General features: G+C 67.0%; 25 protein-coding genes. 7 read left to right on the forward strand and 18 right to left on the reverse strand.

All coding sequences use genetic code 11. The features are described from left to right. Positions 1-177: 177 nt before the first annotated feature. Both AB6724_RS18290 and AB6724_RS18295 read left to right on the forward strand, forming a co-directional pair. Positions 178-501, forward strand: a complete 324-nt coding sequence (locus AB6724_RS18290) for a c-type cytochrome (protein WP_369339963.1) — start codon at positions 178-180, stop codon at positions 499-501. Next, positions 498-800: an SEL1-like repeat protein gene (locus AB6724_RS18295; protein WP_369339964.1), complete on the forward strand. Its 303-nt coding sequence runs from the start codon at positions 498-500 to the stop codon at positions 798-800. Before AB6724_RS18290 ends, AB6724_RS18295 begins: the two co-directional genes overlap by 4 nt. Before the next feature lie 7 nt (positions 801-807). Here AB6724_RS18295 and AB6724_RS18300 read toward each other — a convergent pair whose 3' ends face one another. The 7 genes from AB6724_RS18300 to pqqA all read right to left on the reverse strand — a co-directional run bounded on the left by AB6724_RS18300 (position 808) and on the right by pqqA (position 5554). Next, positions 808-2085, reverse strand: a complete 1278-nt coding sequence (locus tag AB6724_RS18300; protein WP_369339965.1) for an FCSD flavin-binding domain-containing protein — start codon at positions 2083-2085, stop codon at positions 808-810. Next, a complete protein-coding gene (locus AB6724_RS18305; protein ID WP_369339966.1) occupies positions 2085-2417 on the reverse strand; it encodes a c-type cytochrome in 333 nt (110 codons plus the stop codon). Before AB6724_RS18305 ends, AB6724_RS18300 begins: the two co-directional genes overlap by 1 nt. Further along, positions 2414-3520 carry a pyrroloquinoline quinone biosynthesis protein PqqE gene (gene pqqE, locus AB6724_RS18310; RefSeq protein ID WP_369339967.1) on the reverse strand — a complete coding sequence of 369 codons (1107 nt, stop codon included), beginning with the start codon at positions 3518-3520 and terminating at the stop codon, positions 2414-2416. Before pqqE ends, AB6724_RS18305 begins: the two co-directional genes overlap by 4 nt. Then, positions 3504-3764 (reverse strand): pyrroloquinoline quinone biosynthesis peptide chaperone PqqD, encoded by a 261-nt coding sequence (pqqD, locus tag AB6724_RS18315; RefSeq protein ID WP_369339968.1) that lies wholly within the window; start codon positions 3762-3764, stop codon positions 3504-3506. Before pqqD ends, pqqE begins: the two co-directional genes overlap by 17 nt. Further along, entirely contained in the window at positions 3757-4479 is a 723-nt protein-coding gene (pqqC, locus tag AB6724_RS18320) for a pyrroloquinoline-quinone synthase PqqC (RefSeq protein WP_369339969.1), read from the reverse strand. Before pqqC ends, pqqD begins: the two co-directional genes overlap by 8 nt. Before the next feature lie 9 nt (positions 4480-4488). Beyond that, the gene (gene pqqB / locus AB6724_RS18325; protein ID WP_369339970.1) at positions 4489-5406 is read right to left on the reverse strand and encodes a pyrroloquinoline quinone biosynthesis protein PqqB; all 918 of its coding nucleotides are present in this window, start codon (positions 5404-5406) and stop codon (positions 4489-4491) included. A 73-nt stretch (positions 5407-5479) separates the two neighbouring features. Then, positions 5480-5554, reverse strand: coding sequence for a pyrroloquinoline quinone precursor peptide PqqA (gene pqqA / locus AB6724_RS18330; RefSeq protein ID WP_084301274.1), 75 nt, complete (start codon positions 5552-5554; stop codon positions 5480-5482). 75 nt (positions 5555-5629) lie between these two features. Between pqqA and AB6724_RS18335 the strand changes: the two genes are divergently transcribed. After that, positions 5630-6703 carry an alpha/beta fold hydrolase gene (locus AB6724_RS18335; protein WP_369339971.1) on the forward strand — a complete coding sequence of 358 codons (1074 nt, stop codon included), beginning with the start codon at positions 5630-5632 and terminating at the stop codon, positions 6701-6703. A gap of 66 nt (positions 6704-6769) precedes the next feature. Here the strand turns inward: AB6724_RS18335 and AB6724_RS18340 are convergent, their stop codons facing one another. The 5 genes from AB6724_RS18340 to AB6724_RS18360 all read right to left on the reverse strand — a co-directional run bounded on the left by AB6724_RS18340 (position 6770) and on the right by AB6724_RS18360 (position 12490). Further along, the gene (locus tag AB6724_RS18340) at positions 6770-7213 is read right to left on the reverse strand and encodes a c-type cytochrome (RefSeq protein ID WP_369339972.1); all 444 of its coding nucleotides are present in this window, start codon (positions 7211-7213) and stop codon (positions 6770-6772) included. Continuing rightward, positions 7213-7818, reverse strand: coding sequence for a pentapeptide repeat-containing protein (locus tag AB6724_RS18345; RefSeq protein ID WP_369339973.1), 606 nt, complete (start codon positions 7816-7818; stop codon positions 7213-7215). The genes AB6724_RS18340 and AB6724_RS18345 overlap by 1 nt, the downstream gene beginning before the upstream one ends. Before the next feature lie 5 nt (positions 7819-7823). Continuing rightward, positions 7824-9707: a methanol/ethanol family PQQ-dependent dehydrogenase gene (locus AB6724_RS18350; protein WP_369339974.1), complete on the reverse strand. Its 1884-nt coding sequence runs from the start codon at positions 9705-9707 to the stop codon at positions 7824-7826. 175 nt (positions 9708-9882) lie between these two features. Next, positions 9883-10416 (reverse strand): cytochrome b, encoded by a 534-nt coding sequence (locus tag AB6724_RS18355; RefSeq protein WP_369339975.1) that lies wholly within the window; start codon positions 10414-10416, stop codon positions 9883-9885. Between the two features lie 82 nt (positions 10417-10498). Continuing rightward, positions 10499-12490, reverse strand: a complete 1992-nt coding sequence (locus AB6724_RS18360; RefSeq protein ID WP_439329894.1) for a sigma-54-dependent Fis family transcriptional regulator — start codon at positions 12488-12490, stop codon at positions 10499-10501. Positions 12491-12819: 329 nt separating this feature from the next. On the opposite strand from AB6724_RS18360, the gene pedF reads away from it, so the two are divergent. Then, positions 12820-13305: a cytochrome c-550 PedF gene (gene pedF, locus AB6724_RS18365; RefSeq protein ID WP_369339977.1), complete on the forward strand. Its 486-nt coding sequence runs from the start codon at positions 12820-12822 to the stop codon at positions 13303-13305. Between the two features lie 79 nt (positions 13306-13384). On the opposite strand, the gene AB6724_RS18370 is transcribed toward pedF, so the two are convergent. From AB6724_RS18370 to exaC, 3 genes are all read right to left on the reverse strand, one after another. Beyond that, positions 13385-13918, reverse strand: coding sequence for a hypothetical protein (locus AB6724_RS18370; protein WP_369339978.1), 534 nt, complete (start codon positions 13916-13918; stop codon positions 13385-13387). Positions 13919-13941: 23 nt separating this feature from the next. Further along, entirely contained in the window at positions 13942-14346 is a 405-nt protein-coding gene (locus AB6724_RS18375) for a pyridoxamine 5'-phosphate oxidase family protein (RefSeq protein WP_369339979.1), read from the reverse strand. A 126-nt stretch (positions 14347-14472) separates the two neighbouring features. After that, positions 14473-15999 (reverse strand): acetaldehyde dehydrogenase ExaC, encoded by a 1527-nt coding sequence (gene exaC, locus AB6724_RS18380; protein ID WP_369339980.1) that lies wholly within the window; start codon positions 15997-15999, stop codon positions 14473-14475. 248 nt (positions 16000-16247) lie between these two features. On the opposite strand from exaC, the gene AB6724_RS18385 reads away from it, so the two are divergent. Both AB6724_RS18385 and AB6724_RS18390 read left to right on the forward strand, forming a co-directional pair. After that, positions 16248-16655 carry a YchJ family protein gene (locus AB6724_RS18385; RefSeq protein ID WP_369339981.1) on the forward strand — a complete coding sequence of 136 codons (408 nt, stop codon included), beginning with the start codon at positions 16248-16250 and terminating at the stop codon, positions 16653-16655. A 164-nt stretch (positions 16656-16819) separates the two neighbouring features. Next, positions 16820-17545, forward strand: coding sequence for an HAD family hydrolase (locus AB6724_RS18390; RefSeq protein WP_369339982.1), 726 nt, complete (start codon positions 16820-16822; stop codon positions 17543-17545). Positions 17546-17574: 29 nt separating this feature from the next. Here AB6724_RS18390 and AB6724_RS18395 read toward each other — a convergent pair whose 3' ends face one another. Further along, the gene (locus AB6724_RS18395; protein ID WP_369339983.1) at positions 17575-18270 is read right to left on the reverse strand and encodes a DUF4336 domain-containing protein; all 696 of its coding nucleotides are present in this window, start codon (positions 18268-18270) and stop codon (positions 17575-17577) included. A gap of 15 nt (positions 18271-18285) precedes the next feature. After that, positions 18286-19362, reverse strand: coding sequence for an AraC family transcriptional regulator (locus AB6724_RS18400; RefSeq protein WP_369339984.1), 1077 nt, complete (start codon positions 19360-19362; stop codon positions 18286-18288). A gap of 133 nt (positions 19363-19495) precedes the next feature. On the opposite strand from AB6724_RS18400, the gene AB6724_RS18405 reads away from it, so the two are divergent. After that, positions 19496-21229, forward strand: a complete 1734-nt coding sequence (locus tag AB6724_RS18405; RefSeq protein WP_369339985.1) for an AMP-binding protein — start codon at positions 19496-19498, stop codon at positions 21227-21229. A gap of 99 nt (positions 21230-21328) precedes the next feature. Here the strand turns inward: AB6724_RS18405 and AB6724_RS18410 are convergent, their stop codons facing one another. Beyond that, complete coding sequence (locus AB6724_RS18410; protein ID WP_369339986.1) at positions 21329-23059, reverse strand: Na+/H+ antiporter; 1731 nt, start codon at positions 23057-23059, stop codon at positions 21329-21331. Positions 23060-23127: the final 68 nt, after the last annotated feature.

Below are 23127 nucleotides of genomic sequence, written 5' to 3' on the forward strand. Positions count from 1 at the left end.
CGACCAAGCGGTTCAATGGGCATGAGTCTGAGACACCGGCTGCTTCATTCCTGAACAGTGTCACGGTCCGATGTGGCAATCGGCGGCCGCCTGAGGCGGGTTTGGCAGGGCGACGGGCCTGGCATGGATTTTGCCAATTGCTTGATGTTCCTCAACTCTGCATCTTGCTTTTCCGCCATGCGCACACTGCTTGCTTTCAGCTTTCTCTGCGCCGCTGCCTCGGCGCACGCGGCCGATGTCGACCTCGTCGCGGCCGCGGATCTCGCCAAGGCCAATGGCTGCTTCAGCTGCCACTCGGCCACGGAAAAAATCGTGGGCCCGGCCTTCAGCTCGATCGCGGGCAAATATGCGGGCGACAAGGACGGCGTGGCCACCCTGTCCCAGTCGATCCAGATGGGCTCCTCGGGCAAATGGGGGCGTGCCGCCATGCCCGCGCATTCCAGCCTGAAGGCCCAGGACCTCAAGCTGCTGGCCGCCTGGGTTCTCGCGACCAAGCCATGAATCCGGGCCAGGATTTTCCGCATCCATGCACGCTGCTGGGAGCTGCGCGCCTGATGCTTGCGGGGGCGGACCTGCACCTCAAGGCCCAGGCGGCCAGCCGGCTCGGCTATCACCTGCAGGCGCGCAGGCTGTGGGAAGGGCTGGCCGGTGCCGGGGATGCCGACGCCCTGTACCAGCTCGCGCAGATGGCCGAGCTGGGCCTGGGCGGGCCCAGCGACGCCTTGCAGGCCAGGACTCTGTATCTGCGCGCGGCCCAGGCCGGGCATGAACAGGCCGCGGCCAGGCTGGAGCAGGGCTGAGCCGGGATCAGCGGTCCCAGATATCGGCGCTGATCGCCGCGTACCAGGCCGCGCCGTGGCTGGCCTCGGCCGCGCGGAAGGCCGCGTCGGCATCCAGCGGGCTGATGCCCACCGAATGCGGCATGTCGATCAGCCGCCCCTGCTGCGCGCGGTAGACGCCGGCCACCGAGATGCCGTAGCCCGGGCCTATCAGGCTGTAGCAGGTGTTGGCATAGGAGGCCGTAGGCGGCTCCAGGCCGGCCAGCTCGGCCGCGATGGCGGCCGCGGCCAGCTTGCCCTGGTTGTTGGCGGCGAAGCCGGACTTGGGCATGGGGCCCGCAAAGCTGGCATCGCCCAGCACATGGATGCCGGCCACGCGCTGCGACTCGAAGTTCTCGCCCTTGACCGGCGCCCAGCCGCTGCCGTCCGTCACGCCCGCACGCTCGGCGATGAAGCCGGCTTTCTGCGGCGGAATCACATTGAGCACGTCGGCCCGGTGGCGCGCACCGAATACGGTTTCCACCTCCAGCGCTTGCGCATCCACGCGCACGGCCTGGCCGTCGCGCGACAGGCCCAGCCATTCGATCATCTCGCCATACAGGGCTTTCCAGCCCTGGAGGAACAGCGCCTTCTTGGAAAAATTTTCCTTGGCGTCGAGCAGCAGAATCTTGCTGCGAGGCTTGTAGCGCTTGAAGTAGTGGGCCACCATGGCCGCGCGCTCGTAGGGGCCGGGCGGACAGCGGAACGGATTGTCGGGAATCACCATGACGAAGGTTCCGCCGTCGCGCATGGCCTGCATCTGCCGGCGCAGCAGCAGGGTTTGCGCGCCGGCCTTCCAGGCATGTGGGGCGAGCTCGGCGGCGGCGGCGTCATAGCCGTCCAGCGCGTTCCAGCGCAGGTCTATGCCCGGGGAAAGCACCAGCCGGTCCCAGCGCAGCAGCTGCCCGCCGGCAAGGCGCAGCGTGCGCGCGGCGGCATCCACGTCCTCGGCGCGCTCATGGATGACTTCCACGCCCGCGGCGCGCAGTCCGTCGTAGTCGTGGCCCAGGCTTTCCCAGCTGCGCAGCCCGGCCAGATACAGATTGGAGAACGGGCAGGTGTAGAAGCGCCGCGCGGGCTCGATCAAGGTCACCTGCAGCTGCGGTGCGATCCGGCGCAGATAGCGCGCGGCCGTGGCGCCGCCAAAGCCGCCGCCCACCACCAGCACGCGCGCCGCTGCGGCCCGCGAATGCACCAGGGCCGGCGCGGCCAGGGCCGCCGTGCCGCACAGGGCCGAGCCGAGAAGCTCGCGTCGGCGCGGCGGCATCAGGGTTGCTCCCGGCGCGCGAACCATTGGGCCAGGGCCTCGATCTGCGCCTCGTCATAGCCTTGCAGCAGCAGCGGCATGATGGTGGCGCCGGCACCGGCCTGCTCAGGCGCCATGGCCTTGAACTCGCGCAGGCGCTGCAGCAGAAAGCCGGCGCTGCGGCCGCGCAGGGCGGGTATGGAGCCAGGCCTGTTGCCGGGAGGCTGGCCGTCCGGGCCATGGCAGGTGAAGCAGGTGGCGGCCAGCACGGCCAGGTCCTGCGGCGTCACGCCCTGGCCGGCCTGGCAGGCGGCTGCCAGTGGCAGGGCCAGGGCGAGGATCGCTTTCCTCATAGCGACCTCGACTCGGCATCGCTGCGAAAGACGATGGGTATGTGGCGCCGCTCGGGCGCGCTGCGCACCAGCTGCAGCACCTTGTCGTGGCGCGGCGATTTGCTGCACACGGGATCGGTGGCGGCGGCATCGCCGGTGAGCAGGAAAGCCTGGCAGCGGCAGCCGCCGAAGTCCTTGTGGCGCTCGTCGCAGCTGCGGCAGGGCTCGTGCATCCAGTCCTCGCCGCGGTAGGCGTTGAAGGCCGCGCTGCGTTGCCAGATCTCGGCCAGCGGTTGCTGGCATACGTTGGGCAGCTGCAGGCCGGGCAGGTCGCGCGCATTGTGGCAGGGCATGGCCAGGCCGTCGGGCGCAATGCTCAGGAAGACCGCGCCCCAGCCGTTCATGCAGGCCTTGGGCCGCTGCTCGAAATAGTCGGGCACGACAAACAGCAGGCGGCAGCGCGAGCCTATCTGCTCGCGGTAGCGCCAGACCACGGCCTCGGCCTGCTCGAGCTGCTCGCGCGTGGGCATGAGGTGGTCGCGGTTGAGCCAGGCCCAGCCGTAATACTGGGTGTTGGCCAGCTCCAGGTACTCGGCGCCCAGCTCCAGCGCCATCTCGATGATCTTGTCCACATGGGGCAGGTTGTGCCGGTGCAGCACGCAGTTCATCACCATGGGCCAGTCATGCTGCTTGATGATGGCGGCGACTTTCTTCTTGAGCTCGAAGGTGCGCGTATGGCTCAGAAAATCATTGAGCTCGCGCGTGCTGTCCTGGAACGAGAGCTGCACATGGTCCAGGCCCGCATGCTTGAGGCGCTGCGCGCGGGCCGGCGTGAGCCCCACGCCCGAGGTGATCAGATTGGTGTAGAAGCCCAGCGAGCGGGCCTCCTGCACCAGCTCCTCGAGATCGTCGCGCAGCAGCGGCTCGCCGCCGGAAAAGCCGATCTGCGCTGCGCCCAGCGCGCGCGCCTGGCGCATCACCTCCACCCATTGCGCGGTGCTGAGCTCCGCGCCGGTCTGCGCATAGCGCAAGGGGTTGTAGCAGAACACGCAGTGCAGCGGGCAGCGGTAGGTCAGCTCGGCCAGCAGCCACAGCGGCGGCGCGGCTTCAATCGAGCCAGCCACGGCGAACGCCCTCGTCGATCAGTGACTGCACCTGGGGCGCGATGCCCTGGGTTTCGAACAGGGCCTCCAGCTCGCCCACGATGTCCGTTACCGTGTGTCGGCCGTCGCAGCGGCGCAGGATCTCGGCCGCGCTGTCGTTGAGCTGCACCATGCCTTCGGGGTAGAGCAGCACCCAGCGCGACTGGGCGGGTTCGTACTGCATGCGCAGGCGGCGCGTCAGCTGGGGCAGGGGAGAGCTATTCATGGGCGGCTTTCTCGATGGCGTCCAGCATGCTCCAGAGGATGTCGAGCTTGAACTGCAGAATATCCAGCGCGCGCTGCTGCGCGGCGCGCGTGGTGAAGTGTTCCAGCGTCACGCGCAGCCCGTGGTTCACGTCGCGCGCGGCCAGAGGAATGCGGCTGCGGAAGTAGTCCAGGCCCGCGGCCTCTATCCATGGGTAATGCCCGGGCCAGGTGGCCAGCCGGTCCTTGTGGATCTGGGGCGCGAACATCTCGGTGAGCGAGGAGCACACGGCCTCCTGCCAGGGCGCGCGGGCCGCGAAGTTCACGTAGGAATCGCAGGCAAAGCGCACGGCGGGCGCGACCCGCTGCAGCGACCACAGGTCCTCGCGCTCTATGCCCACGGCCTCGCCCAGGCGCGTCCAGGCCTCTATGCCGCCGGCCTGGTCGCCATCGCCGTCGTGGTCGAGTATGCGCTCCACCCACAGGCGCCGGTGGGCGCGATCCGGCATATTGGCGAGTATGGCGGCGTCCTTGCGCGGAATGCAGATCTGGTAGTAGAAGCGGTTGGCCACCCAGCAGCGCAGCTCGTCGGGCGAGCAGCCGCCCGCATTCATGCGCAGATTGAAAGGATGGTGGATATGGTAGGCGCGGCCCTTGTCGCGCAGCCGGGCTTCGAATTCGGCGCGGTTCCAGGCCGGCAGATCGGCTTGCGCAGCGGCAGTGGTGGCGATGTCCATGCAGGTCTTTCAGAGTGGGATGTCCATGCCGTCGTGCGCAACCTCTATGCCCAGCTCGTCCAGCAGGGCGCGCTCGGCCGAGTCCTCGACCAGGATGGGATTGGTGTTGTTGATGTGGATCAGCAGCTTGCGCGTGCGCGCGGGCAGGCGGCGCAGATGTTCGAGCATGCCGCCCGGCCCGCTCTGCGGCAGGTGGCCCATGTCGGCGGCGCTTTTCTCGGACAGGCCCAGGCTCTGCATCTCGTCGGCGCGCCAAAACGTGCCGTCCACCAGCACCACGTCGCAGCCGGCCATGAGCGCCTGCAGCTCGGGCGTGACCTCGCCCAGGCCCGGCGCATAGAAGGCGCGGGCTCCCGTGGCCGGGTTCCGCAGCACGATGCCGATGTTGTCGCCGGGCCGCGGAGCGCCGCGAAACGGTGAGTACGGCGGTGGCTTGGACGAGAGTGCCACGGCGCGTATCTCCAGGCCCTCCAGCCCGGGAGCGCCGAAGGCGCTGCCGTCATGGGGAATCGGTTGGGGCTGAACGCCGCAGTAGTGGGAAAGAATGCGCGTGATCGGGAATCCCGCGCCTAGGTCCGACAGCACTTCGTGCGTGGCCAGCAGCGGCAGCGGGCTCTGGCGCTCGCGCAGCATCAGCAGACCGGTCACATGGTCGATCTGGGCGTCCATGAGCAGCACGGCCGCAATGCCGCTGTCGCGCACCGCACGCGCGGGCTGCAACTGCGGCGTGGCGCGGATCTGCTGAAGAATGTCGGGCGAGGCGTTGACGAGCAGCCAGTCGCGGCCATTGGCGCTGACCGCTATCGAGGACTGGGTGCGTGCCCGGGCACGCAGGCTGCCGCGGCGCAGGCCGTCGCAGTTGGAGCAGTTGCAATTCCACTGGGGAAAGCCGCCACCGGCGGCGGAGCCTAGAACGCGCAGATGCATGGTGGTGAGCAAGAAGGCTGGCAAAGCGCGAGAGCCGCGGCGCAGGCGCTTTGCCGGGGTCAGTGGCCGGGTCTCAGCGGTTGGCGATGTACATGGTGATTTCGAAGCCGAAGCGCAGATCGGTGAAGGCGGGTGCTGTCCATTGCATGAGGGTCTCCTTGGATAGGGTTGGCATGAAACATGTTTGCAGCTGCGATGACACAGGTTCACCAAGGCTGCAAGCATGAAAAGCAAGTTCGATGCCATCTCCTCCAAGCCCTTCTGGCCAGCGCCGCGATGGCTGGCGCGCGGCGCGCACCGCATGGCCTGGCGCGAGCTCGGCCGTGCCGACGGTGAATGCTGGCTGCTGCTGCACGGCGGGCCGGGCGGCGGCTGCCAGCCGGGCATGCTCAAGCCCTTCGATCTGGGACGGCAGCGCGTGATCGCACCGGACCAGCGCGGCGCCGGCGCATCGCGCCCCAGGGGCAGCATCCAGGCCAACCATACGGCCGCGCTGGTGGCCGATCTCGAAGCGCTGCGCGAACATCTGGGCGTGCCGCGCTGGTCGCTGCTGGCCGGCTCATGGGGGACGGTGGTGGCGCTCGGCTATGCGCGGCAGCATCCGCAGCGCGTGCAGCGGCTGGTGTTGCGCGGCGCGTTCCGCCTCACGCGGCGTGAGATCGGCGGCCTGCTGCTGCCTTCGGCCCGCAAGGGGAAAGCACTGGGCCGCAGCGATGCCGTCTGGCCCGTGAAGCCCGGGACGCCGCTGGCCTGGGCGCTCGCCGATCTGGCACAACTGCTTCAAAGCGGAACACCTGGTGTTGCATCGCTGCACGCCTTGCGCGGTTGGGCGTTGCGCGAGATGCGCGATGCGGCTGCAGGGCTGAGGCGCAGCCTGCTCCATGCCAGGGGCAGTGCAGCCGCCGCGCTGCGGCGTGAATGGGCGGCATTGCGTCGGCGGCAGCGCCGCGCCGAGGCCGGGCTGCTGCGGCCGCGGGCGAACCGGTCCGACCGCTTGCTATGGGCCCGCTATCGCGTGCAGGCCCACTATCTGCGGCATAGGGGTTTTGTGCGGCCGGGCGCTCTTGATGGCGCCGTGCGTGCGCTGGCCCGGCAGGGCGTGGCCGTGGCTTGGGTGCATGGGCGCTTTGATGCCATCTGCCCGCCCGCCAACAGCCGGCGCTGGGCCCGCATGGGGCTGGTGGCCGGCGCCGCGGTGAGCCTGCGGCTGCCGCCCTGCGGCCATCTGGCCGACGAGCCGGCGATGCGCGCGGCCCTGCGCCAATGCCTGGCCGGGCCGCCCTTGGGGCCGCCATAAAAATAGCAGCTGGCGCTTGTGTCACAAGTGCCGGCTGCCGATTTGGCTCTGGATTTTCCGCTGCGGCTAGCGCGCCGGAGCGTTTTCCACAAACGTTCGCAGCGACCAGACCAGCTCCGGGGACAGCACGCCCTCCCAGGGCGGCATATGGACGATGCCGAACTTCTGCTTGCCGTAGCGCACCGACTTGATGAAGAAGGCATCGGCATCGGCCAGGCAGCGCTGGCGCAGCGCGTCGTCCGCGATGCGCTTGCAGCCGGCTCCCATGCGCCGCAGATCGGGCGCCGGGGAGCGCGAGCCGTTGGCATCCATGCCATGGCAGTGGGCGCAGGTCTGGTTGAAGGCGCTGCGCCCTATGGCCGCCGCCTCCTGGTTGCCGCGCAGGGGATTGGGTTCGGTCCAGGTGCGCGCGGCCGGTGGCAGCGGCGCCGTGTCCACCTGCGGGGCGAAGGGCTCGAAAGCCTGGGCCTGGCCGGCCAGCGCGAGGGCAAGCAACAGAATGGTGCGCATCACTTCCAGCTTTCTTGGCAGCCCTGGCAGCCGTCCATGGCCGCCTCGGTGAACAAGGTGTAGAGCACGAAATTGCCCTCGAAGACCGCGTTCGTCAGATTGGTGGTGGCGAACTTGGCTTCCTGCAGATCGTTGGCGATGAAGCGCGCTCCCACGAACCAGGCGTTGTTGAAGCGCGCCATCTCGAGGTTGGAGCCTATGAATTCGGCGCCCGAGAAATCCGAGCGCATCAGGCGCGCGCCTTCAAGGTCCGCGCCTATGAAGCGCGCGTGCTTGAAGTCGGTGTTGGCGGCCGTGGCCTTGGCCAGGCGCGCGCCCGTGAGGTTCGCACCCTCGAGGTTGGCCGCCGCCAGATTCGCCGCGCGCAGGTCGGCGCGCGTGAGGTCGGCGCCGCGCAGGTCCGCGCCCGCGAGGTTCTTGCCGACCAGGTTCGCATGGCGCAGATCGGCGCCGGGGCAGCGGGTATAGGGCCAGATGGGGCAGCCGTTGATCACCAGCGGTTCGCCGGGATCGCCGGCACTGCCCTGTGTCTGGGCCGGGGCCGTGACGCCGGCCATGCAGGCCAGCGCCACGGCCGCGCACCGGAGCAGGGGGAGCGCGGCCATTGTGCTCACTTGCTGGCCACCTGCTTGGGCAGCTTGAACACCCACATGGAGCCGCCTTGCGAGACCTGCTTGGTCAGCTCGGCCATATCGCCGCCCCACAGTGGCACGGCCCCGCCGTAGCCCGACTGGATGCCCACGTATTGCTCGCCGTCCATCTCCCAGGTCACGGGTACCGAGACCACGCCCGAGCCGGTCTGGAACTTCCACAGCTCCTTGCCCGTCCTCTGGTCCAGGGCCTTCACATAGCCGTCCGAGGTGCCCGTGAACAGCAGCCCGCCGGCCGTGGTGAGCGTGCCGGCCCACAGTGGGAACTGCTCCTTGTGTTCCCAGACGATCTTGCCGGTCTGCGGGTTGATGGCGCGCAGCGTGCCCACATGGTCGTCGTGCAGCTTCTTGATGCGGAAGCCCTGGCCCAGATAGGCCGCACCGGGCTTGTAGGTGATGTGCTCGGACCAGTAGTCCATGGCCCAGTGGTTGGCGGGGATGTAGAACAGGCCGGTGTCGGGGCTGTAGCTCATGGGCATCCAGTTCGTGCCGCCCAGGAAGGGCGGCGAGACGAAGATGCTGTCGCCTTTTTCCTCGCCTTCCTTGGGCTCGGGCGGGCGGTTGTTCTTCTCTATGGGCAGTCCGGTCTTGAGATCGAAGCCCGAGGCCCAGGTGATGCCGTCGACGAAGGGCCAGGCATTGATGATGGCGCTTTGCTTCCAGGGATGGCCGCCCGTGGCTTCGGCGAGCTTGCTGCGGTCGGTCACGAAGAAGAAGCCGTTGCGGTCGGCGTGGGCCGAGGCCTTGACGGTCTTGCCGGTCTTGGTGTCCTTGTAGTCGAACAGCAGCACCGAGTTGTTGCCCGAGAAGTCCCAGGCATCGTTGGGCGTGTGCGAGAAAAAGCCCTTGAGCTCGCCCGTGCCCGGATCCACATAGGCCTGGCCCGAGGTGTAGAGGCTGGGCCAGTTTCTCGGGTCGTCGCCCTTGGCCGTGCGCTTCCAGGTGTTCCAGGGCGCGGGGTTGCCGGTGCCGACCACGATGGTGTTGGTCTCTACGTCGAAGGACGGGGTCTGCCAGGGGGCGCCGCCGCCCTGGCTCCAGGCCTCGGCCTTGCCGGTGGGGGAGTTCGGGTCGTTGGGCCAGCTGGGCGCCTTGGGGTCGCCCGTGGGCGTGCTGGGCTGGCCGTTGAGGCGGCCCACATGGCCTTCGACCATGGGCCTGGCCCAGACCTCCTTGCCCGTGTCGGGATCGCGTGCATACAGATAGCCGACCACGCCGAACTCGTCGCCCGAGGAGCCGTGCACCAGCAGCACCTTGCCGGTCTTCTGGTCCTTGACGATGAAGGGCGCGCCGGTCATGGTGTAGCCCACCTTGTGGTCGCCGAACTTCTCGTTCCAGACCACCTTGCCGGTGGCGCGGTCCAGCGCCACGATGCGCGCATCCAGGGTGCCGAAATAGACCTTGTCGCCATAGATCGCGGGGCCGCGGTTGACCACGTCGCAGCAGGGGCGGATGTCCTCGGGCAGGCGGTGCTCATAGGCCCACAGGCGCTTGCCGCTGCGCGCATCCAGCGCCACGAAGCGCGAGTAGGAGGCCGTCACATAGATCACGCCGTCATGCACCAGGGCCTGGGCTTCCTGGCCGCGCTGTTTTTCGCCGCCGAAGGAATAGCTCCAGGCCGGCAGCAGGCCCGCCACGTTCTTGGTGTTCAGCTTCTTGAGCGGGCTGTAGCGCTGCGCGGTCAGGCCCAGGCCGTAGGTGAGCACGTCGCCGGGAGTCTTGGCGTCGTTGGCGATGTCTTCCCAGGTGACGGGCTTGACAGCCTGGGCGGGCAGGGACAGGGTGGCCGCGAGCGCCAGGCACAGCGTGCTGAGCCGCAGGGGGCGGGATGCCGGAATGGTCATGGTGGTTTGCTCCTTGTGTTGTGGTGCTTGAATCGCAAGCTCATCAACGCAAGACGCGTGCCACCGTGGACCAGGGTTCAGGCTCCGGCGCAGCCCTCACCCGCGTGGGTCGCCGCAGAGGCGATGGCGCCGCGTGCCGGGCGCTCAAATGTGGAGCGTGGGCTGCGACAGCTGCTCATTTACGGAACAGCATGCGCTGGAGCAGTCCGTCCCGCAGAATGAACTGGTGGTGGACGAAGGCCAGCAGATGCAGGGTCACGAGCAGCAGCAGCGCGTAGACCGAGAGCTGATGCAGACAGCTCAGCAACTCCTTGGCCGCTTCCCAGCGCTCGGCCAGCCGGGGCAGGCGCAGGCCGAAGAAGCGGATCGGATAGCCGGAGAACACCGAGCCCAGAAAGCCCGACAGGGGCAGCAGCAGCATGAAGACATAGAGCAGCCGGTGGCCGCTGGCGGCCAGCCATTGCATCATCGGGCTCTGGGGCGCGGCTGCCACGCGCGGCCGCAGCAGGCTCCAGCCCAGGCGCATGAATATCAGCAGGCCCAGCAGCATGCCCAGGGACTTGTGGATGTTGAACCAATAGGCGCGCGTTCCGCCGTCGTCCTTGGGCAGTCCTGTCATCCACAGGCCCAGGCCCAGTTCGGCCAGCAGCAGGGCGGCCATGAGCCAGTGCAGCAGCACCGAGCCGCGGTCATAGTGGGGTTGCGCCATTTTTCTGGATCTCCTGCATCAAGGGTTTGAGCGGGGACCAGCGCAAGCCCTGGAAAATCCAGTGGGTGCCGCGCCGGCCGCCTCAGTCGAGCAGGTCGGGCGGCAGCAGATTTTTCTTGCGATAAATGGTGTTGCGCGAGACGCCCAGCGCCTTGGCCGCCGCCGACACATTGCCTTTGTGCAGACGCAACATCTGTGCCATAGCGTTGAGCGTCACATCCTGCAGGCGCTGACTGTCCGTCAGCGCTTCGCCGGGCGCGGCGAGCAGCGTATCGGTGGCCGCCGCCGGCGTAGCGGGCCAGGCGCTGCGGCCCTGCAGCTCTTCGAGGAAATCGTCGGGCAGATCATGCAGGCCTATGCAGCCCTGGTCCCCGACCATGGCCACGGCCGTGCGCAGCAGATTGTGCAGCTGGCGCACATTGCCGGGCCAGTGGTATTGCGCGAGCAGCTCCATGACGGCGGGCGCGATGTCCATCTGCTGTCCGCTGGCGCACAGCGACTGCAGCACCTTCCTCACCACCAGTTCGAAGTCGCTGCGCTCGCGCAGCGCGGGCAGGCGCACGACCAGGCCGTTGAGGCGGTAGTAGAGGTCCTCGCGGAACTCGCCGCGCGCAATCATTTCCTTGAGGTTCTTGTGGGTGGCGCTGATCACGGTGACGTCCACCTCCACCTCCTTGCCCGCGCCCAGCGGGCTGACCTTGCGCTCCTGCAGCACGCGCAGCAGCCGCGCCTGCAGATGCTTGGGCATGTCGCCGATCTCGTCGAGGAACAGGGTGCCGCCATGGGCCTGGGCGATCTTGCCCATGGCGCCTTTCTTGCGTGCGCCCGTGAAAGCGCCTTCCTCGTAGCCGAAGAGCTCGGCCTCGATCAGCGACTCGGGGATGGAGGCACAGTTGACGGGGACAAAGGGCTGGCCCGCACGCGCGGAGTCGTTGTGTATGGCCTGGGCCAGCAGGTCCTTGCCGGAGCCGGTCTCGCCGAGGATCATCACCGGAATGTCGCGGTCCGCGACCCGGCGCAGCTTGTGGATGATGGCGGCTATCTGCGGGTCGCCGGTGTCCAGGTACTGCAGCGAGGAGAAATGCGGCTTGCGCTGTGCGGCGGAGCGCGGCGGTTCGGCAGGCTGCACGGGCGCCAGCTGCGGTGCGGCCCAGGGGCTGGCGGGCTTGGCTTCGGCGCGGCACCAGACCGCGACGCCGTTGTGCATGCACAGCTGCCTGGGCGCCTGGACCGAGCCGCCGAACAGCTCGAACAGCGCGGAGATGGGCAGGTCGAACAGCGAGGAAAAAGTATGCGCCTGCAGAGCGTTGAACGAGAGCCCGAGCTGGAACTGGGCGCTGCGGTTGGCCGAGAGAAAACGGCCTTCGGGCGTGAAAACGGCAATCCCTTCCACCAGCGTGCCGAGGAACTCCGGACGCGAGTGGAAGTGCAGGCGCACGGCCTTGGGGAAGCTGCCCGCGAACATATGGTTCTCTATCATCTGCGCCGACATGCGCACCAGCGCCAGCGTGTGCTGGTGGTGGCTGCGATGGTCGCCGGTGACGTCGAGCGCGCCTACGACCTGGCCATAGGGATCGAAGATGGGCGAGCACGAGCAGGTCAGCGACTTGTTGGCGCTCATATAGTGCTGGCTGCCGTAGATGGTGATGGGCTCTTCCTCGCTGAGCGCCGTGCCTATGGCATTGGTGCCCTTGGTTTTCTCCGACCAGTCCATGCCGGGAATCAGGGCCACGCGCGAGGCTTTTTCGAGAAAGTCGTTGTCGCCGAGGGAGTGCAGCACCATGCCCTTGGCCGAGGTCAGCAGCACCATGCTGTGGGTGTTGGCAATCTGCTCGTACAGCGTCTCCATCACCGGAGCCGCATGCTGGAACAGCAGGCGGCTTTCCTCGAGCATATCGCTGAGCCGGCCCTTGGCGAGGCTGCTGCAGTCGGGCTCGTCGTGGATGGCCACGCCATAGGACTGGGAGCGCTGGTGCGCCTTGTCTATCACCTCGGTGTGATGATGTCCGATAGATATCGGGCTTGAAGCAGCATTCCGGTGCCCGGAGATGCTACCGAAGGAACCTGTGTTCATAGTGTCTCCTGGGGGCTGGAGGGCGAGGTCTCCAGCGAGCTGCCGCCAGTTCGGATCGGTGTGCCTGGCCATGCGGCAGGCCCGATCTTTTTTTCTGCATGGATTGTCCCGGCACCGGGGCTTGCCGGCAACATGGATATCCCGGGGCGGCTTGGGCCGCAGGCCGGCCAGGGCTGTTCCAGACTGTGACAGTGAGCCCCTGCGCACCCCGGGTTTTGCTGCAATTTGAGACAGAGGGCCCGATGGCGGAGGCGATGCCCCGGACATGGCCCGCATATTGCTTTTGGCTCAGGGAAGCTTTTCGAAAATTCCAAACCGGAGACACCCTGATGAAGCGATTTTTTCCGCGCCTGCCAAGGCAGGCCCTGCTGGCCCTGAGCCTGGCCTGCAGCGTATCGGCCGCCATGGCCCATGGCGATGTGGTCCCCCAGGCCGTAGATACGAGCACCCTGCCCCAGCTCGGCAGCAAATGGCTGGAGGCCAATCCCTATGACAAGAGCAGCCCGGCGCGCCCGGAGGCGCTGCGCATAGGCAGCTCGGCCTACAACCAGAACTGCGCGCGCTGCCATGGGCTGGAGGCAATCTCGGGCGGCATCGCGCCGGATCTGCGCAAGTTCGACGAGGAGTGCAGCGGCCTGGCCGATGCCGGCAAAAAAGCCGCTTGCTACAAGGAGATGGACGACTACTACGTGGGCACGGCGCGGCGCGGGCGCACGCGCGACGGGCGCGTCTACATGCCGCCCTTCGAGGGCACGCTGTCGCAGGAGGCCATCTGGGCCATACGTACCTATCTCGAAGTGCGCCGCGATCAGTGAGCGGATCGGCAACCGGGGCCGCCGCTGCAGCCGGCGGCCTTTTTGCAGGCGTCGCGGAGAAGAGTTTTCTTGCGCGGGCTCAGCCCGCGGCTTTCTTCAGGCGCACGATGCGCGCCCCGCAATTCGCATAGGCCTGCGCCACGCGCATCTGCATCAGCCGGTAGCCGGCCGGGCGCTGGAAGTCCGGCAGCGCCTCGCCGGCAGCCTGATGCAGCTCGCCGTTGACGCGAAAACGCGCGCCGCGCGCAAAGTCCACAAAGATCATGCCGGCCCGGCAGCCGCTCTGCTGGCTCAGCTGCAGCAGGCGCCGGCCTTCGTCCTCAGGCAGCAGAAAGAAAAAGCTTTGCGCATCGCCGAAGGCGAGCAGCGGGTAGCAGCCCTGCGCGGTCTGCGCACAGGCCAGCATCTGCGTGTGGATGGCGTCGCCGTCCTGCACGCTGAGAAAGAAAAACGGCTGACTGGCGATGAAGCGCGCCTGGCCCGCGCTCAGCCGGTCGCCGATGCTCCCCTTCATCTCGCGGGCCTCGGCCTCCACGCCGAAGCGGCGCTGCGCCGCGCGCTCGCCGGGGTGGAAGATATCGCGTTCGCAGGGATCTTCGAGAATGATGCGCATCGCAGCTCCTGGCGTGGCTGAACTCAGGCCGGAACCAGCGGCGGCAGCCCCGCGACCGCAGCGCGCTGCACCCGGTCCACCGCGACGGCGATGGTGCGCGCTGCCGCCGGCCAGCTTGGATGAGGCCCGGCGAGCTGCGCGAGGCCCTGCAGCAGCACGGTGGACTGCCGCTCGAAATCGACGAACAGCAGCGCGATCCGCGGCTGCTCCAGCAGATTGCCTATGCTGTTGAACAGATTGTTGCCCGCGTAGTCGGGCAGCAGCAGCCGTCTGTGGTCCAGCACCTGCAGCAGGGGCTCGGCAAGGCCCCGGGTCTCGCAGCCGCGATAGGAGCAGTCGCAGTCGCCTGCGGCGCTGGCCGAGCCCAGCAGACAGAACGGCTGGGCTTCGAGCCAGGGCTTGAGGGCGGCTAATGAAGTCTCGGCCATAGCAGTCATTGACTACGCATTACGCACAACACCTGCCGCCATCCATTGGCGCTTGCCGTACCGCGGCTGTGCTCCCCCTCCCGCGCTGCGAGAGAGGGGGAAGGCGCGCAGCGCCTCGGGAGGGGCTTAGAAAAATCCCATGGCCTTGGGGTTGTAGCTGACCAACAGGTTCTTGGTCTGCTGGTAGTTGGCCAGGGCCGACTTGTGGTTTTCGCGGCCTATGCCCGACTTCTTGTAGCCGCCAAAGGCCGCGTGCGCGGGATAGAGGTGGTAGCAGTTGGTCCACACGCGGCCGGCCTTGACCGCGCGGCCCATCTGGTAGGCCGTGCTGCCGTTGCGGCTCCACACGCCCGCGCCCAGGCCGTACTCGCTGTCGTTGGCGATGCGGATCGCGTCCTCCATGGTCTTGAAGGTGGTGACCGAGGCCACGGGGCCGAAGATCTCTTCCTGGAACACGCGCATATTGTTCTGGCCGAACAGCAGCGTGGGCTTGATGAAGAAGCCGTCGTCGATCTCGCTGCCAGGGCGGTGGCGTTCACCGCCGGTCAGGCATTGCGCGCCTTCCTGGCGGCCCACATCGATGTAGCCGAGGATGCGATCGAGCTGGGCCTGCGACACCTGGGCACCGACCATGGTGCTCTTGTCCAGCGGATGGCCCTGCTTCATGGACTGCACGCGCTTGACGGCGCGCTCGATGAAGCGCTCGTAGATGGACTCCTGGATCAGGATGCGCGAGGGGCAGGTGCAGACCTCGCCCTGGTTGAGCGCGAACATGGAAAAGCCTTCCATGACCTTGTCGAGGAACTCGTCGTCGGCGTCCATCACATCGGCGAAGAAGATGTTGGGGCTCTTGCCGCCCAGCTCCACCGTCGAGGGAATCAGATTGTCGGCGGCCGCGTGCAGAATGCGCTGGCCCACGGCCGTGGAGCCCGTGAACGCGATCTTGGTGATGCGCTTGCTGGTGGCCAGGGCTTCGCCGGCTTCCCTGCCGAAGCCGTTGACCACGTTGATCACGCCGGGTGGCAGCAGATCGCTGATCAGCTCCATCAGCACCATGATGGAGGCCGGGGTCTGCTCGGCGGGCTTGAGCACCACGCAGCAGCCGGCGGCCAGCGCAGGCGGCAGCTTCCAGGCGGCCATCAGCAGCGGGAAGTTCCAGGGAATGATCTGGCCGACCACGCCTATGGGCTCGTGGAAGTGGTAGGCCACGGTGTTGGCGTCGATCTCGGAGATGCCGCCTTCCTGGGCGCGTATGCAGCCCGCGAAATAGCGGAAGTGGTCTATGGCCAGCGGAATGTCGGCGGCCATGGTTTCGCGCAGCGGCTTGCCGTTGTCTATGGTCTCGGCGATGGCCAGCAGCTCCAGGTTCTGCTCCATGCGGTCGGCGATCTTGAGCAGGATGTTGGCGCGTTCGGTGACCGAGGTCGCGGCCCACTTGTCCTGGGCCGCGTGGGCCGCGTCCAGGGCCAGATTCACGTCGTTGGCGTCGGACTGGGGCACTTTGCAGAAGGGCTTGCCCGTGATGGGCGAGACATTTTCGAAGTAGCGGCCCGCCAGAGGCGCGACCCACTTGCCGCCGATGAAGTTGTCGTACTGCTGCTTGTAGGGGTAAGCGATGTCGAGGTTGAAACGCTTGAGTTCGAACATGTCCATGAATGTCTCCTTGTCGATGAAGACCGACGCACAGGGGCCGGCTCGCAACTCATATACAAGCTCTGTGCCAGTTTGAATCCGGCCGGCGGGCCGCCCCGGGAGCGCCTCTGCCGCCGCCCAAGCCCAGGGTGGGCGAGGGCGGTTGTTGCAGCTTGAACCACTGCGGTGCTGTGGTTTGGAGCATGGGCTGTTGCAAAATCGCAGCCTGCTCATTCCGAGCCGCGGCACGGGCCGCGGCCACCCGCTTCGTGACCTCTTCCCTGCCCAACCTGTCCTGCCCCTGCGGCCTCAAGAACGCCAAGGGCCTTGTGCCGGCCTATGGCGATTGCTGCGGCCGCTACATAGATCACGAGCAGCCGGCCCCCGACGCCAGCGCGCTGATGCGCTCGCGCTATACGGCGTTTGTGCGCGAGAACGCCGCCTATCTGCTGGCCACCTGGCATGAGAGCCAGCGCCCGCCGGACCTGGATTTCGAGTCAGCGGCCAAATGGCTGGGCCTGGAGGTCAAGGCCTTCCGGACCACGGGCGACGATAGCGCCGAGGTCGAGTTCGTCGCGCGCTACCGGCTGGCCGGCCGGGCCGTGCGTCTGCACGAGCGCAGCCGGTTCGTGCGCGAGAACGGTCGCTGGTACTACGTCGACGGCGACCAGTTCTGAGATGGCACTGCGCCCATGCGGCGAGTGTCCAGGGCGCAGACTGTGGCTTGATGGCGCGCGCATAATCGGCGACTCCATTTTTTACCCACTGGCCGAAGCTTCGCCGGGTTGCGGTCGGCATATAGCCCGCAGCGTCCCGCCGGCGCTTTCGAGTCCCGAGTCCGATGACCGCTTTTGACGCCGTGCTTTTCGACTGTGATGGCGTGCTGGTAGACAGCGAATCCATCACCAACCGCGTGCTGTGCACCATGCTTAACGAGGCTGGCTGGGCCATCAGCCAGGAGCAGTGCACGCGCGACTTCATCGGCAAGACGGTGCGCAGTCAGGCGACTGTGATTGAAGCCCATACCGGCAAGCCGCTGACCGATGCCTGGATGGCCGAGTTCTACGAGCGCCGCAATGCCGCCCTGAGTGCCGAGCTGGTGGCCATCGATGGTGCGGTGGACGCGGTCAAGCAGATTCATGCGTTGTGCGACGGTCGCATTGCCTGTGCCTCGGGCGCCGATCGCGCCAAGGTGGAGATGCAGCTCGCCAAGGTCGGCATGGCGCCGTTCTTCGACGGCTATGTTTTCAGCGGCCACGAGCTGCCGCGCAGCAAGCCTTTTCCCGATGTGTATCTGGCCGCGGCCAGGGCGCTGGAGGTCGATCCCGCCAGATGCCTGGTGATTGAGGACACGGTGACCGGGGTGCAGGCCGGAGTGGCCGCCGGCGCCAAGGTCTGGGGCTATTTCCCGGCCGACCAGGGCCATGCCTCGTCGGAGCAACTGCTGGACGCGGGCGCCGCCTGCGTGTTCGGCCATATGGGCGATCTGCCCGCCATGTTCGAGGCCGTGCGCAAGAGCGCCGCCTCTGCCATCCCCGGCGATGGCGACGAACACGAGATCCAGTAGCTCGGCAAGCGCTGTTCCAGACTCGGCTCTCAGTCCCAGACTGATAGCGCCTCGCGCAGGCGCTGCATGGGCCGGTCGGCGATGACGCTGTTGTGCAGCAGTATCACGCGCTGCACCGGCCAGCCCAGCATCTGCCGCACACAGGCCTGCACGGCGGCCCTGTCCCTGACCAGCAGGCGCACGGTGCGTGGGACGGTCAGGCGCTCATGCCCGCCGGTCAGACCCAGATACATGCGTACCGGCAGGCTTAGCGGTCCTTGCCAGCACTGCAGCACATCGGTGGCGATGAGGCTGCCGCTGGCCGCATGGAACCAGATGGTCTCGTCCAGCATGGGAATGCCGTCCAGTCGCAGGTGCTGCAGCTCGCCGGCCCAGGGAGCTTCAGAGTCCGGCGGCAGCGGCTGCAACTGCTGCAGATCCGGGCGCTTGCGCAGCACGCCTTCCGTGCCATAGAGCTGGGCCTGTGGATAAAGCCGGGCCAGTTTGCCCACGAACAGATGGTGCATGGTGCTGGGGGCAACGATGTATCGCAGCGGCCCCACCGCATCCAGCTTCGCTTTTTGCGCTTCAGTCAGCGGTACGGCCGAATGCGAGAACAGGCTGCCGTCGGCCAGCCGGATCACTGTCATGCGGGTGCTGACCTTCATTCCCGCATTGCTGAAGTGATAGCTGAGGGCCCAGATCCCGTCTGCGATTGCCTGCCATTGTTCGGTGGATTCCTGCATGGTGAACTCCTTGCGTCAGATGCTGCGCTGGCCGGCGGTTTTGCGAAACTCCGAAGGGGAGAGTCCCGTCCAGAGGCGAAAAGCACGGATAAAGCTCTTGTCGTTGAGAAAGCCGCAGGCCTGGGCCACGCGCTTGATGGGACGGCTGGTGCGCAGCAGCAGCGCAATCGCGCGCTCGCGGCGTATCTCGTCCTTCAGGGCCTGCAGCGAAGCGCCTTCCTCCTTGAGCTGGCGGTGCAGGCTGCGCTGGGACAGATGCAGCTGGCGCGACAGCGTCTCGGCCGTCTGCTGCTCCTCCCCGCCGGAAGCCAGCAGCTGGCGCACGCGCTGCACCAGGGTCTTCTCGCGCCGATAGGGGCGCACCTGGATGGGCAGCGCGCGCTGCAGCATGCGGTTGAGGGCGGCCTCGTCACGCGCCAGCGGGGCATGAAGCCAGCGCGCCTCGAACTGCAGGCTGGCCACGGGCGCCTCGAACTCCAGCGTCTCGGGCGCGAACAGCACGCGGTACACGTCGGCATGCCTGGGGGCCGGAAACGGAAAGCTGGCCCGCTGCAGCGCTATGGGCTCGTTGATCAGCCAGCTGGCAAAACCGTGCACATTGCGCAGCACCGAGACCATGCAGAACTCGCGCATGGCGCCCAGGGGCCGGTTCTCGTGCAGGGTCAGCGTGGCGATGCCGGCCTGCTCGCTGAGGCCGAGCTGGATGTCGCCGGCGATCAGCCCATGGTGGCGGCACCAGCGCGCGAGAGCCAGGCCCAGATGCGGCGCGCTGAGGCTGGCGCGAGCCAGCATGCCGTAGCTGCCCCAGGGCAGGCGGCGCTCGAACCAGCCCAGGGCCTCGTCATCGAGCTCGCGCATCGCGGCGTCCGAAAGTGCTTCCATCTGCAAGGCGGTGATGCACTCGTTCTCATCTTCGACCAGCTCTGGCGGGATTTGTGCCTTTTCCAGCGCTGCCAGCGGCGACATCTGTCTTTGCCGGTAAGCGCGGACTATGGCCTGGACGAAGACCATGGGGGTAATTGCCGGGTGCGATTTGAGCACAGAGCTGGCATGGTGGGGCAGAGGTGTCTTGAGCAGCGAGGGGGTGAACATTTGGCAATTATTGCAACCTTTGTGACCTCATCTGAACAGGGCTAGCCCTTATTCTGGGCCGCAGAAAAAAGTGCTGAATTGAAGCTGTGCAGCCGCCCCTGGGCGGCTGCGGGGACGCAAGGAGACGAAAGCCATGCCATCGCAAGCGAATGCGCTTAGCGCCAGTTATTCCCGGGGGCGCACCGAGGTGCCGCTGATCGAGCAGACCATCGGTGATTTTTTTGCGGCCATGGCGCAGCGCCAGGGCGGCCGCGATGCGCTGATCAGCCGTCACCAGGGGCTGCGCTATACCTATGCCGAGCTGCATGCGGCCGCGCGCCAGCTGGCCAGCGCGCTGCTGGGCCTGGGCCTGGAAAAGGGCGACCGCATCGGCATCTGGAGCCATAACAACGCCGAGTGGGTGCTGATGCAGCTGGCCACGGCCCAGGTGGGCCTGATCCTGGTCAACATCAACCCCGCCTATCGCACCTCCGAGGTCGAGTACGCGCTCAACAAGGTCGGCTGCAAGGCGCTGGTGACCATGCCGCAGTTCAAGACCAGCGACTACCTGGGCATGCTGCGCGAGCTGGCGCCCGAGCTGGCCAGCTGCGCACCGGGCCGGCTGCAGGCCAAGCGCCTGCCCGCGCTGAGCACGGTGATCTGGATCGACGCTGCCGGCTCAGACGTGGCCGGTCAAGGCCAGGAGCAGGCCGGCATGCTGCGTTTTTCGCAGCTGCTGGCGCAGGGCACGAGCGCGGATGCGCGCATCGACGCCATTGCCGCCACGCTGAGCAATACCGATCCCATCAATATCCAGTTCACCAGCGGCACCACGGGCTTTCCCAAGGGGGCCACGCTGACCCACCGCAACATCCTCAACAACGGCTTTTTCATCGGCGAATGCATGCGGCTCACGCCCGAGGACCGGCTCTGCATTCCCGTGCCGCTGTACCACTGCTTCGGCATGGTGCTGGGCAATCTGGCCTGCTTCACCCACGGCTCGGCCATCGTCTATCCGAACGACGGCTTCGACCCCCTGGCCGTGCTGGAGGCCGTGCAGGCCGAGAAGTGCACGGGCCTGCACGGCGTGCCCACCATGTTCATCGCCGAGCTCGATCATCCGCGCTTTGCGGAGTTCGACCTGTCCACGCTGCGCACCGGCATCATGGCCGGCTCGCCCTGCCCCATCGAGGTGATGAAGCGCGTGGTGTGCAACATGCACCTGTCCGAGATCACCATCGCCTACGGCATGACCGAGACCAGCCCCGTGAGCTGCCAGAGCGATGCCGACACGCCGCTGGAAAAGCGGGTCGCGACCGTGGGCAAGGTGCAGCCGCATCTGGAGGTGAAGATCGTCGATCCGGCCACGGGCGAGACCGTGGCGCCGGGGGTGTCGGGCGAGCTGTGCACGCGCGGCTATTCGGTCATGCATGGCTACTGGGACGACGAGGCCAAGACGCGCGAGGCCATAGATGCCGAGCACTGGATGCATACCGGCGACCTGGCCACCATGGATGACCAGGGCTATGTGAATATCGTGGGCCGCATCAAGGACATGGTGATCCGCGGCGGCGAGAACATCTATCCGCGCGAGATCGAGGAATTCCTCTACCGCCACCCCAAGGTGCAGGACGTGCAGGTGGTCGGCGTGCCCGATGTGCGCTACGGCGAGGAGCTCTGTGCCTGGATCATCGTCAAGCCCGGCCAGGAGCTGCTGGAGGACGAGATCCGCGACTTCTGCAAGGGCCAGATCGCCCATTACAAGGTGCCGCGCTATATCCGCTTCGTTCAAGCCTTCCCGATGACGGTGACGGGCAAGATCCAGAAGTTCAAGATCCGCGACGAGATGATCGAGCTGCTCGATCTGCGCGTGGTGAAAACCGCCTGAGCGCCGTTCATCGGCATGGCTTCCATGGGCAGAGCGCACATCATCTCAGGCCACGGCAAAACGCCCCGTGTCGGCGGAGCGTTGCCGGCTGGGCAGGGCCTAGTGGCGGCCCGCGGTGTCGCCGCCCGGCAGGCCTGTGGCGCGGCGTGCCACGACCAGGCGCTTGCGCATGGCGATTTCCTGCATGTCGAGCTCGCTGACCAGGCTGCGCAGCGATTCGTCGTTGATGCGATGGGCCTGTCTTTCGGCGTAGTAGAAGTCCCGCTCGGCATGGATGCACTCGATGCGGGTCTCGATCTCCATCACATAGCGCAGCTTGCGCTGGCGCACCACCTCGGGCGCTTCGCGCTGGGCCTCGAGGCTCAGCGCGGCACCGCTGCCGTCGTCGAGCATCTGGATACGGTTGCGGTACTCCTGGGCCAGGTGGCCGTTGACCTCCTGGCGCATGGCGATCCACGCAGGGTCGCGCTGCTGCAGCTCTTCCTCGCCCAGGGTGAGCCGGCTCATGGCCGCCATGCAGGCCTGCTCGCGCGCCTGGCGTTCCTCGCGCAGGGTCGGCGATTCCTCGTGCGGGGGCAGGTAGCGCAGGATGATGGGCAGGCCGATCGAGCCTGTGAGCAGCGTGAACAGAATCGTGCCCGTGGCCAGGAACACCAGCATGTCGCGTGCCGGAAACGGCTGGCCGTTGTTCAGCAGCATGGGCACGGACAGCGCGCCCGCCAGCGTCACGGCGCCGCGTATGCCGGCCAGCGTGGTGGCCAGGTTCAGCAGGTGCGAGGGGCGCTCGGCCAGCTTGCCCTGGCTGTGGGCGCGCTGCAGCGAGCCGTGCACGCCCAGCGTCAGCCAGATCCAGCGCAGCAGCAGCAGGCCGAAGGAGATCGCGGCCACATAGGCCACCAGAATCCACCAGTCATGGCCGGCCCGATGCAGCGGCACGCCGATGATGGACGGCAGCTGCAGACCCAGCAGCAGGAAGATGGCACCGTTGAACGAGGCTTCGACCATGCTCCAGGTGCCGGCCGTCTGCATGCGTTCGCTGATATAGCTGCTGCGCTCCAGGTCCGCGAAATTGGTGGCAATGCCGGCGGCCACGGCCGCCAGAATGCCCGAGACGCCTATCTTCTCGCCCACGATGTAGGCGGCAAACGGCAGCAGCACCAGCAGCAGCACCATTTGCGTGGCCGCCACATCGCCGAGGCGGCGCGTGATGCTGCCGCGCGCGTAGCTAAAGCCCCAGCCTATCAAGGCCCCTACGCCCAGGCCGCCCACGGCCATCCAGGTGAATTCCTTGGCGACCTCGGTCCAGGAGAACAGGCCGGTGAGCGTGGTGACCACCGCGAACTTGAGCGCCACCAGGCCCGAGGCGTCGTTGAGCAGGGATTCGCCCTCCAGAATCGTCATGGTCTTTTCGGGCATGCCCAGATTGCGCGTGATGGCCGAGACGGCCACGGCATCGGTGGGCGAGACCACGGCCGCCAGCGCAAAGGCCACGGTCAGCGGGATCTCGGGAATCATCCAGTGGATCAGATAGCCCAGGCCCAGCACCGTGAACAGCACCAGGCCCAGGGCCAGCCGCAGGATGGGCTTGGCCAGCGCAAAGAATTCGCGTTTGGGAATGCGCCAGCCGTCGGCGAACAGCAGCGGCGGAATGAACAGCAGCAGAAACAGTTCGGGGTCGAAGGCGATGTGCAATCCCGCCTGGGGCCAGGCGATCAGCGCGCCCAGCGCGATCTGAATCAGAGGCAGGGGAATGGCGCGCATATAGCGGGCCACAATGCCTGTCAGCGCTCCCAGGAGCAGAACAAGCAGAACAGTTTCAACAGCGTGCATGCGGCATTTTCTTCAACCGCCGTTTCAGCACCATGTCGGACGACTCCAAAACCAAGCTTTTTGAACGT

It is taken from the genome of Comamonas guangdongensis, assembly GCF_041079535.1.
Taxonomy (GTDB): domain Bacteria; phylum Pseudomonadota; class Gammaproteobacteria; order Burkholderiales; family Burkholderiaceae_C; genus Comamonas; species Comamonas guangdongensis.

Bases quoted from the DNA above. Each gene is read 5' to 3' on its own strand.
- AB6724_RS18290 (WP_369339963.1), top strand. From the start codon at position 178: ATGCGCACACTGCTTGCTTTCAGCTTTCTCTGCGCCGCTGCCTCGGCG.
- AB6724_RS18295 (WP_369339964.1), top strand. From the start codon at position 498: ATGAATCCGGGCCAGGATTTTCCGCATCCATGCACGCTGCTGGGAGCT.
- AB6724_RS18300 (WP_369339965.1), bottom strand. From the start codon at position 2,085: ATGCCGCCGCGCCGACGCGAGCTTCTCGGCTCGGCCCTGTGCGGCACG.
- AB6724_RS18305 (WP_369339966.1), bottom strand. From the start codon at position 2,417: ATGAGGAAAGCGATCCTCGCCCTGGCCCTGCCACTGGCAGCCGCCTGC.
- pqqD (WP_369339968.1), bottom strand. From the start codon at position 3,764: ATGAATAGCTCTCCCCTGCCCCAGCTGACGCGCCGCCTGCGCATGCAG.
- pqqC (WP_369339969.1), bottom strand. From the start codon at position 4,479: ATGGACATCGCCACCACTGCCGCTGCGCAAGCCGATCTGCCGGCCTGG.
- pqqB (WP_369339970.1), bottom strand. From the start codon at position 5,406: ATGCATCTGCGCGTTCTAGGCTCCGCCGCCGGTGGCGGCTTTCCCCAG.
- AB6724_RS18335 (WP_369339971.1), top strand. From the start codon at position 5,630: ATGAAAAGCAAGTTCGATGCCATCTCCTCCAAGCCCTTCTGGCCAGCG.
- AB6724_RS18340 (WP_369339972.1), bottom strand. From the start codon at position 7,213: ATGCGCACCATTCTGTTGCTTGCCCTCGCGCTGGCCGGCCAGGCCCAG.
- AB6724_RS18345 (WP_369339973.1), bottom strand. From the start codon at position 7,818: ATGGCCGCGCTCCCCCTGCTCCGGTGCGCGGCCGTGGCGCTGGCCTGC.
- AB6724_RS18350 (WP_369339974.1), bottom strand. From the start codon at position 9,707: ATGACCATTCCGGCATCCCGCCCCCTGCGGCTCAGCACGCTGTGCCTG.
- AB6724_RS18355 (WP_369339975.1), bottom strand. From the start codon at position 10,416: ATGGCGCAACCCCACTATGACCGCGGCTCGGTGCTGCTGCACTGGCTC.
- AB6724_RS18360 (WP_439329894.1), bottom strand. From the start codon at position 12,490: ATGAACACAGGTTCCTTCGGTAGCATCTCCGGGCACCGGAATGCTGCT.
- pedF (WP_369339977.1), top strand. From the start codon at position 12,820: ATGAAGCGATTTTTTCCGCGCCTGCCAAGGCAGGCCCTGCTGGCCCTG.
- AB6724_RS18370 (WP_369339978.1), bottom strand. From the start codon at position 13,918: ATGCGCATCATTCTCGAAGATCCCTGCGAACGCGATATCTTCCACCCC.
- AB6724_RS18375 (WP_369339979.1), bottom strand. From the start codon at position 14,346: ATGGCCGAGACTTCATTAGCCGCCCTCAAGCCCTGGCTCGAAGCCCAG.
- exaC (WP_369339980.1), bottom strand. From the start codon at position 15,999: ATGGACATGTTCGAACTCAAGCGTTTCAACCTCGACATCGCTTACCCC.
- AB6724_RS18390 (WP_369339982.1), top strand. From the start codon at position 16,820: ATGACCGCTTTTGACGCCGTGCTTTTCGACTGTGATGGCGTGCTGGTA.
- AB6724_RS18395 (WP_369339983.1), bottom strand. From the start codon at position 18,270: ATGCAGGAATCCACCGAACAATGGCAGGCAATCGCAGACGGGATCTGG.
- AB6724_RS18400 (WP_369339984.1), bottom strand. From the start codon at position 19,362: ATGTTCACCCCCTCGCTGCTCAAGACACCTCTGCCCCACCATGCCAGC.
- AB6724_RS18405 (WP_369339985.1), top strand. From the start codon at position 19,496: ATGCCATCGCAAGCGAATGCGCTTAGCGCCAGTTATTCCCGGGGGCGC.
- AB6724_RS18410 (WP_369339986.1), bottom strand. From the start codon at position 23,059: ATGCACGCTGTTGAAACTGTTCTGCTTGTTCTGCTCCTGGGAGCGCTG.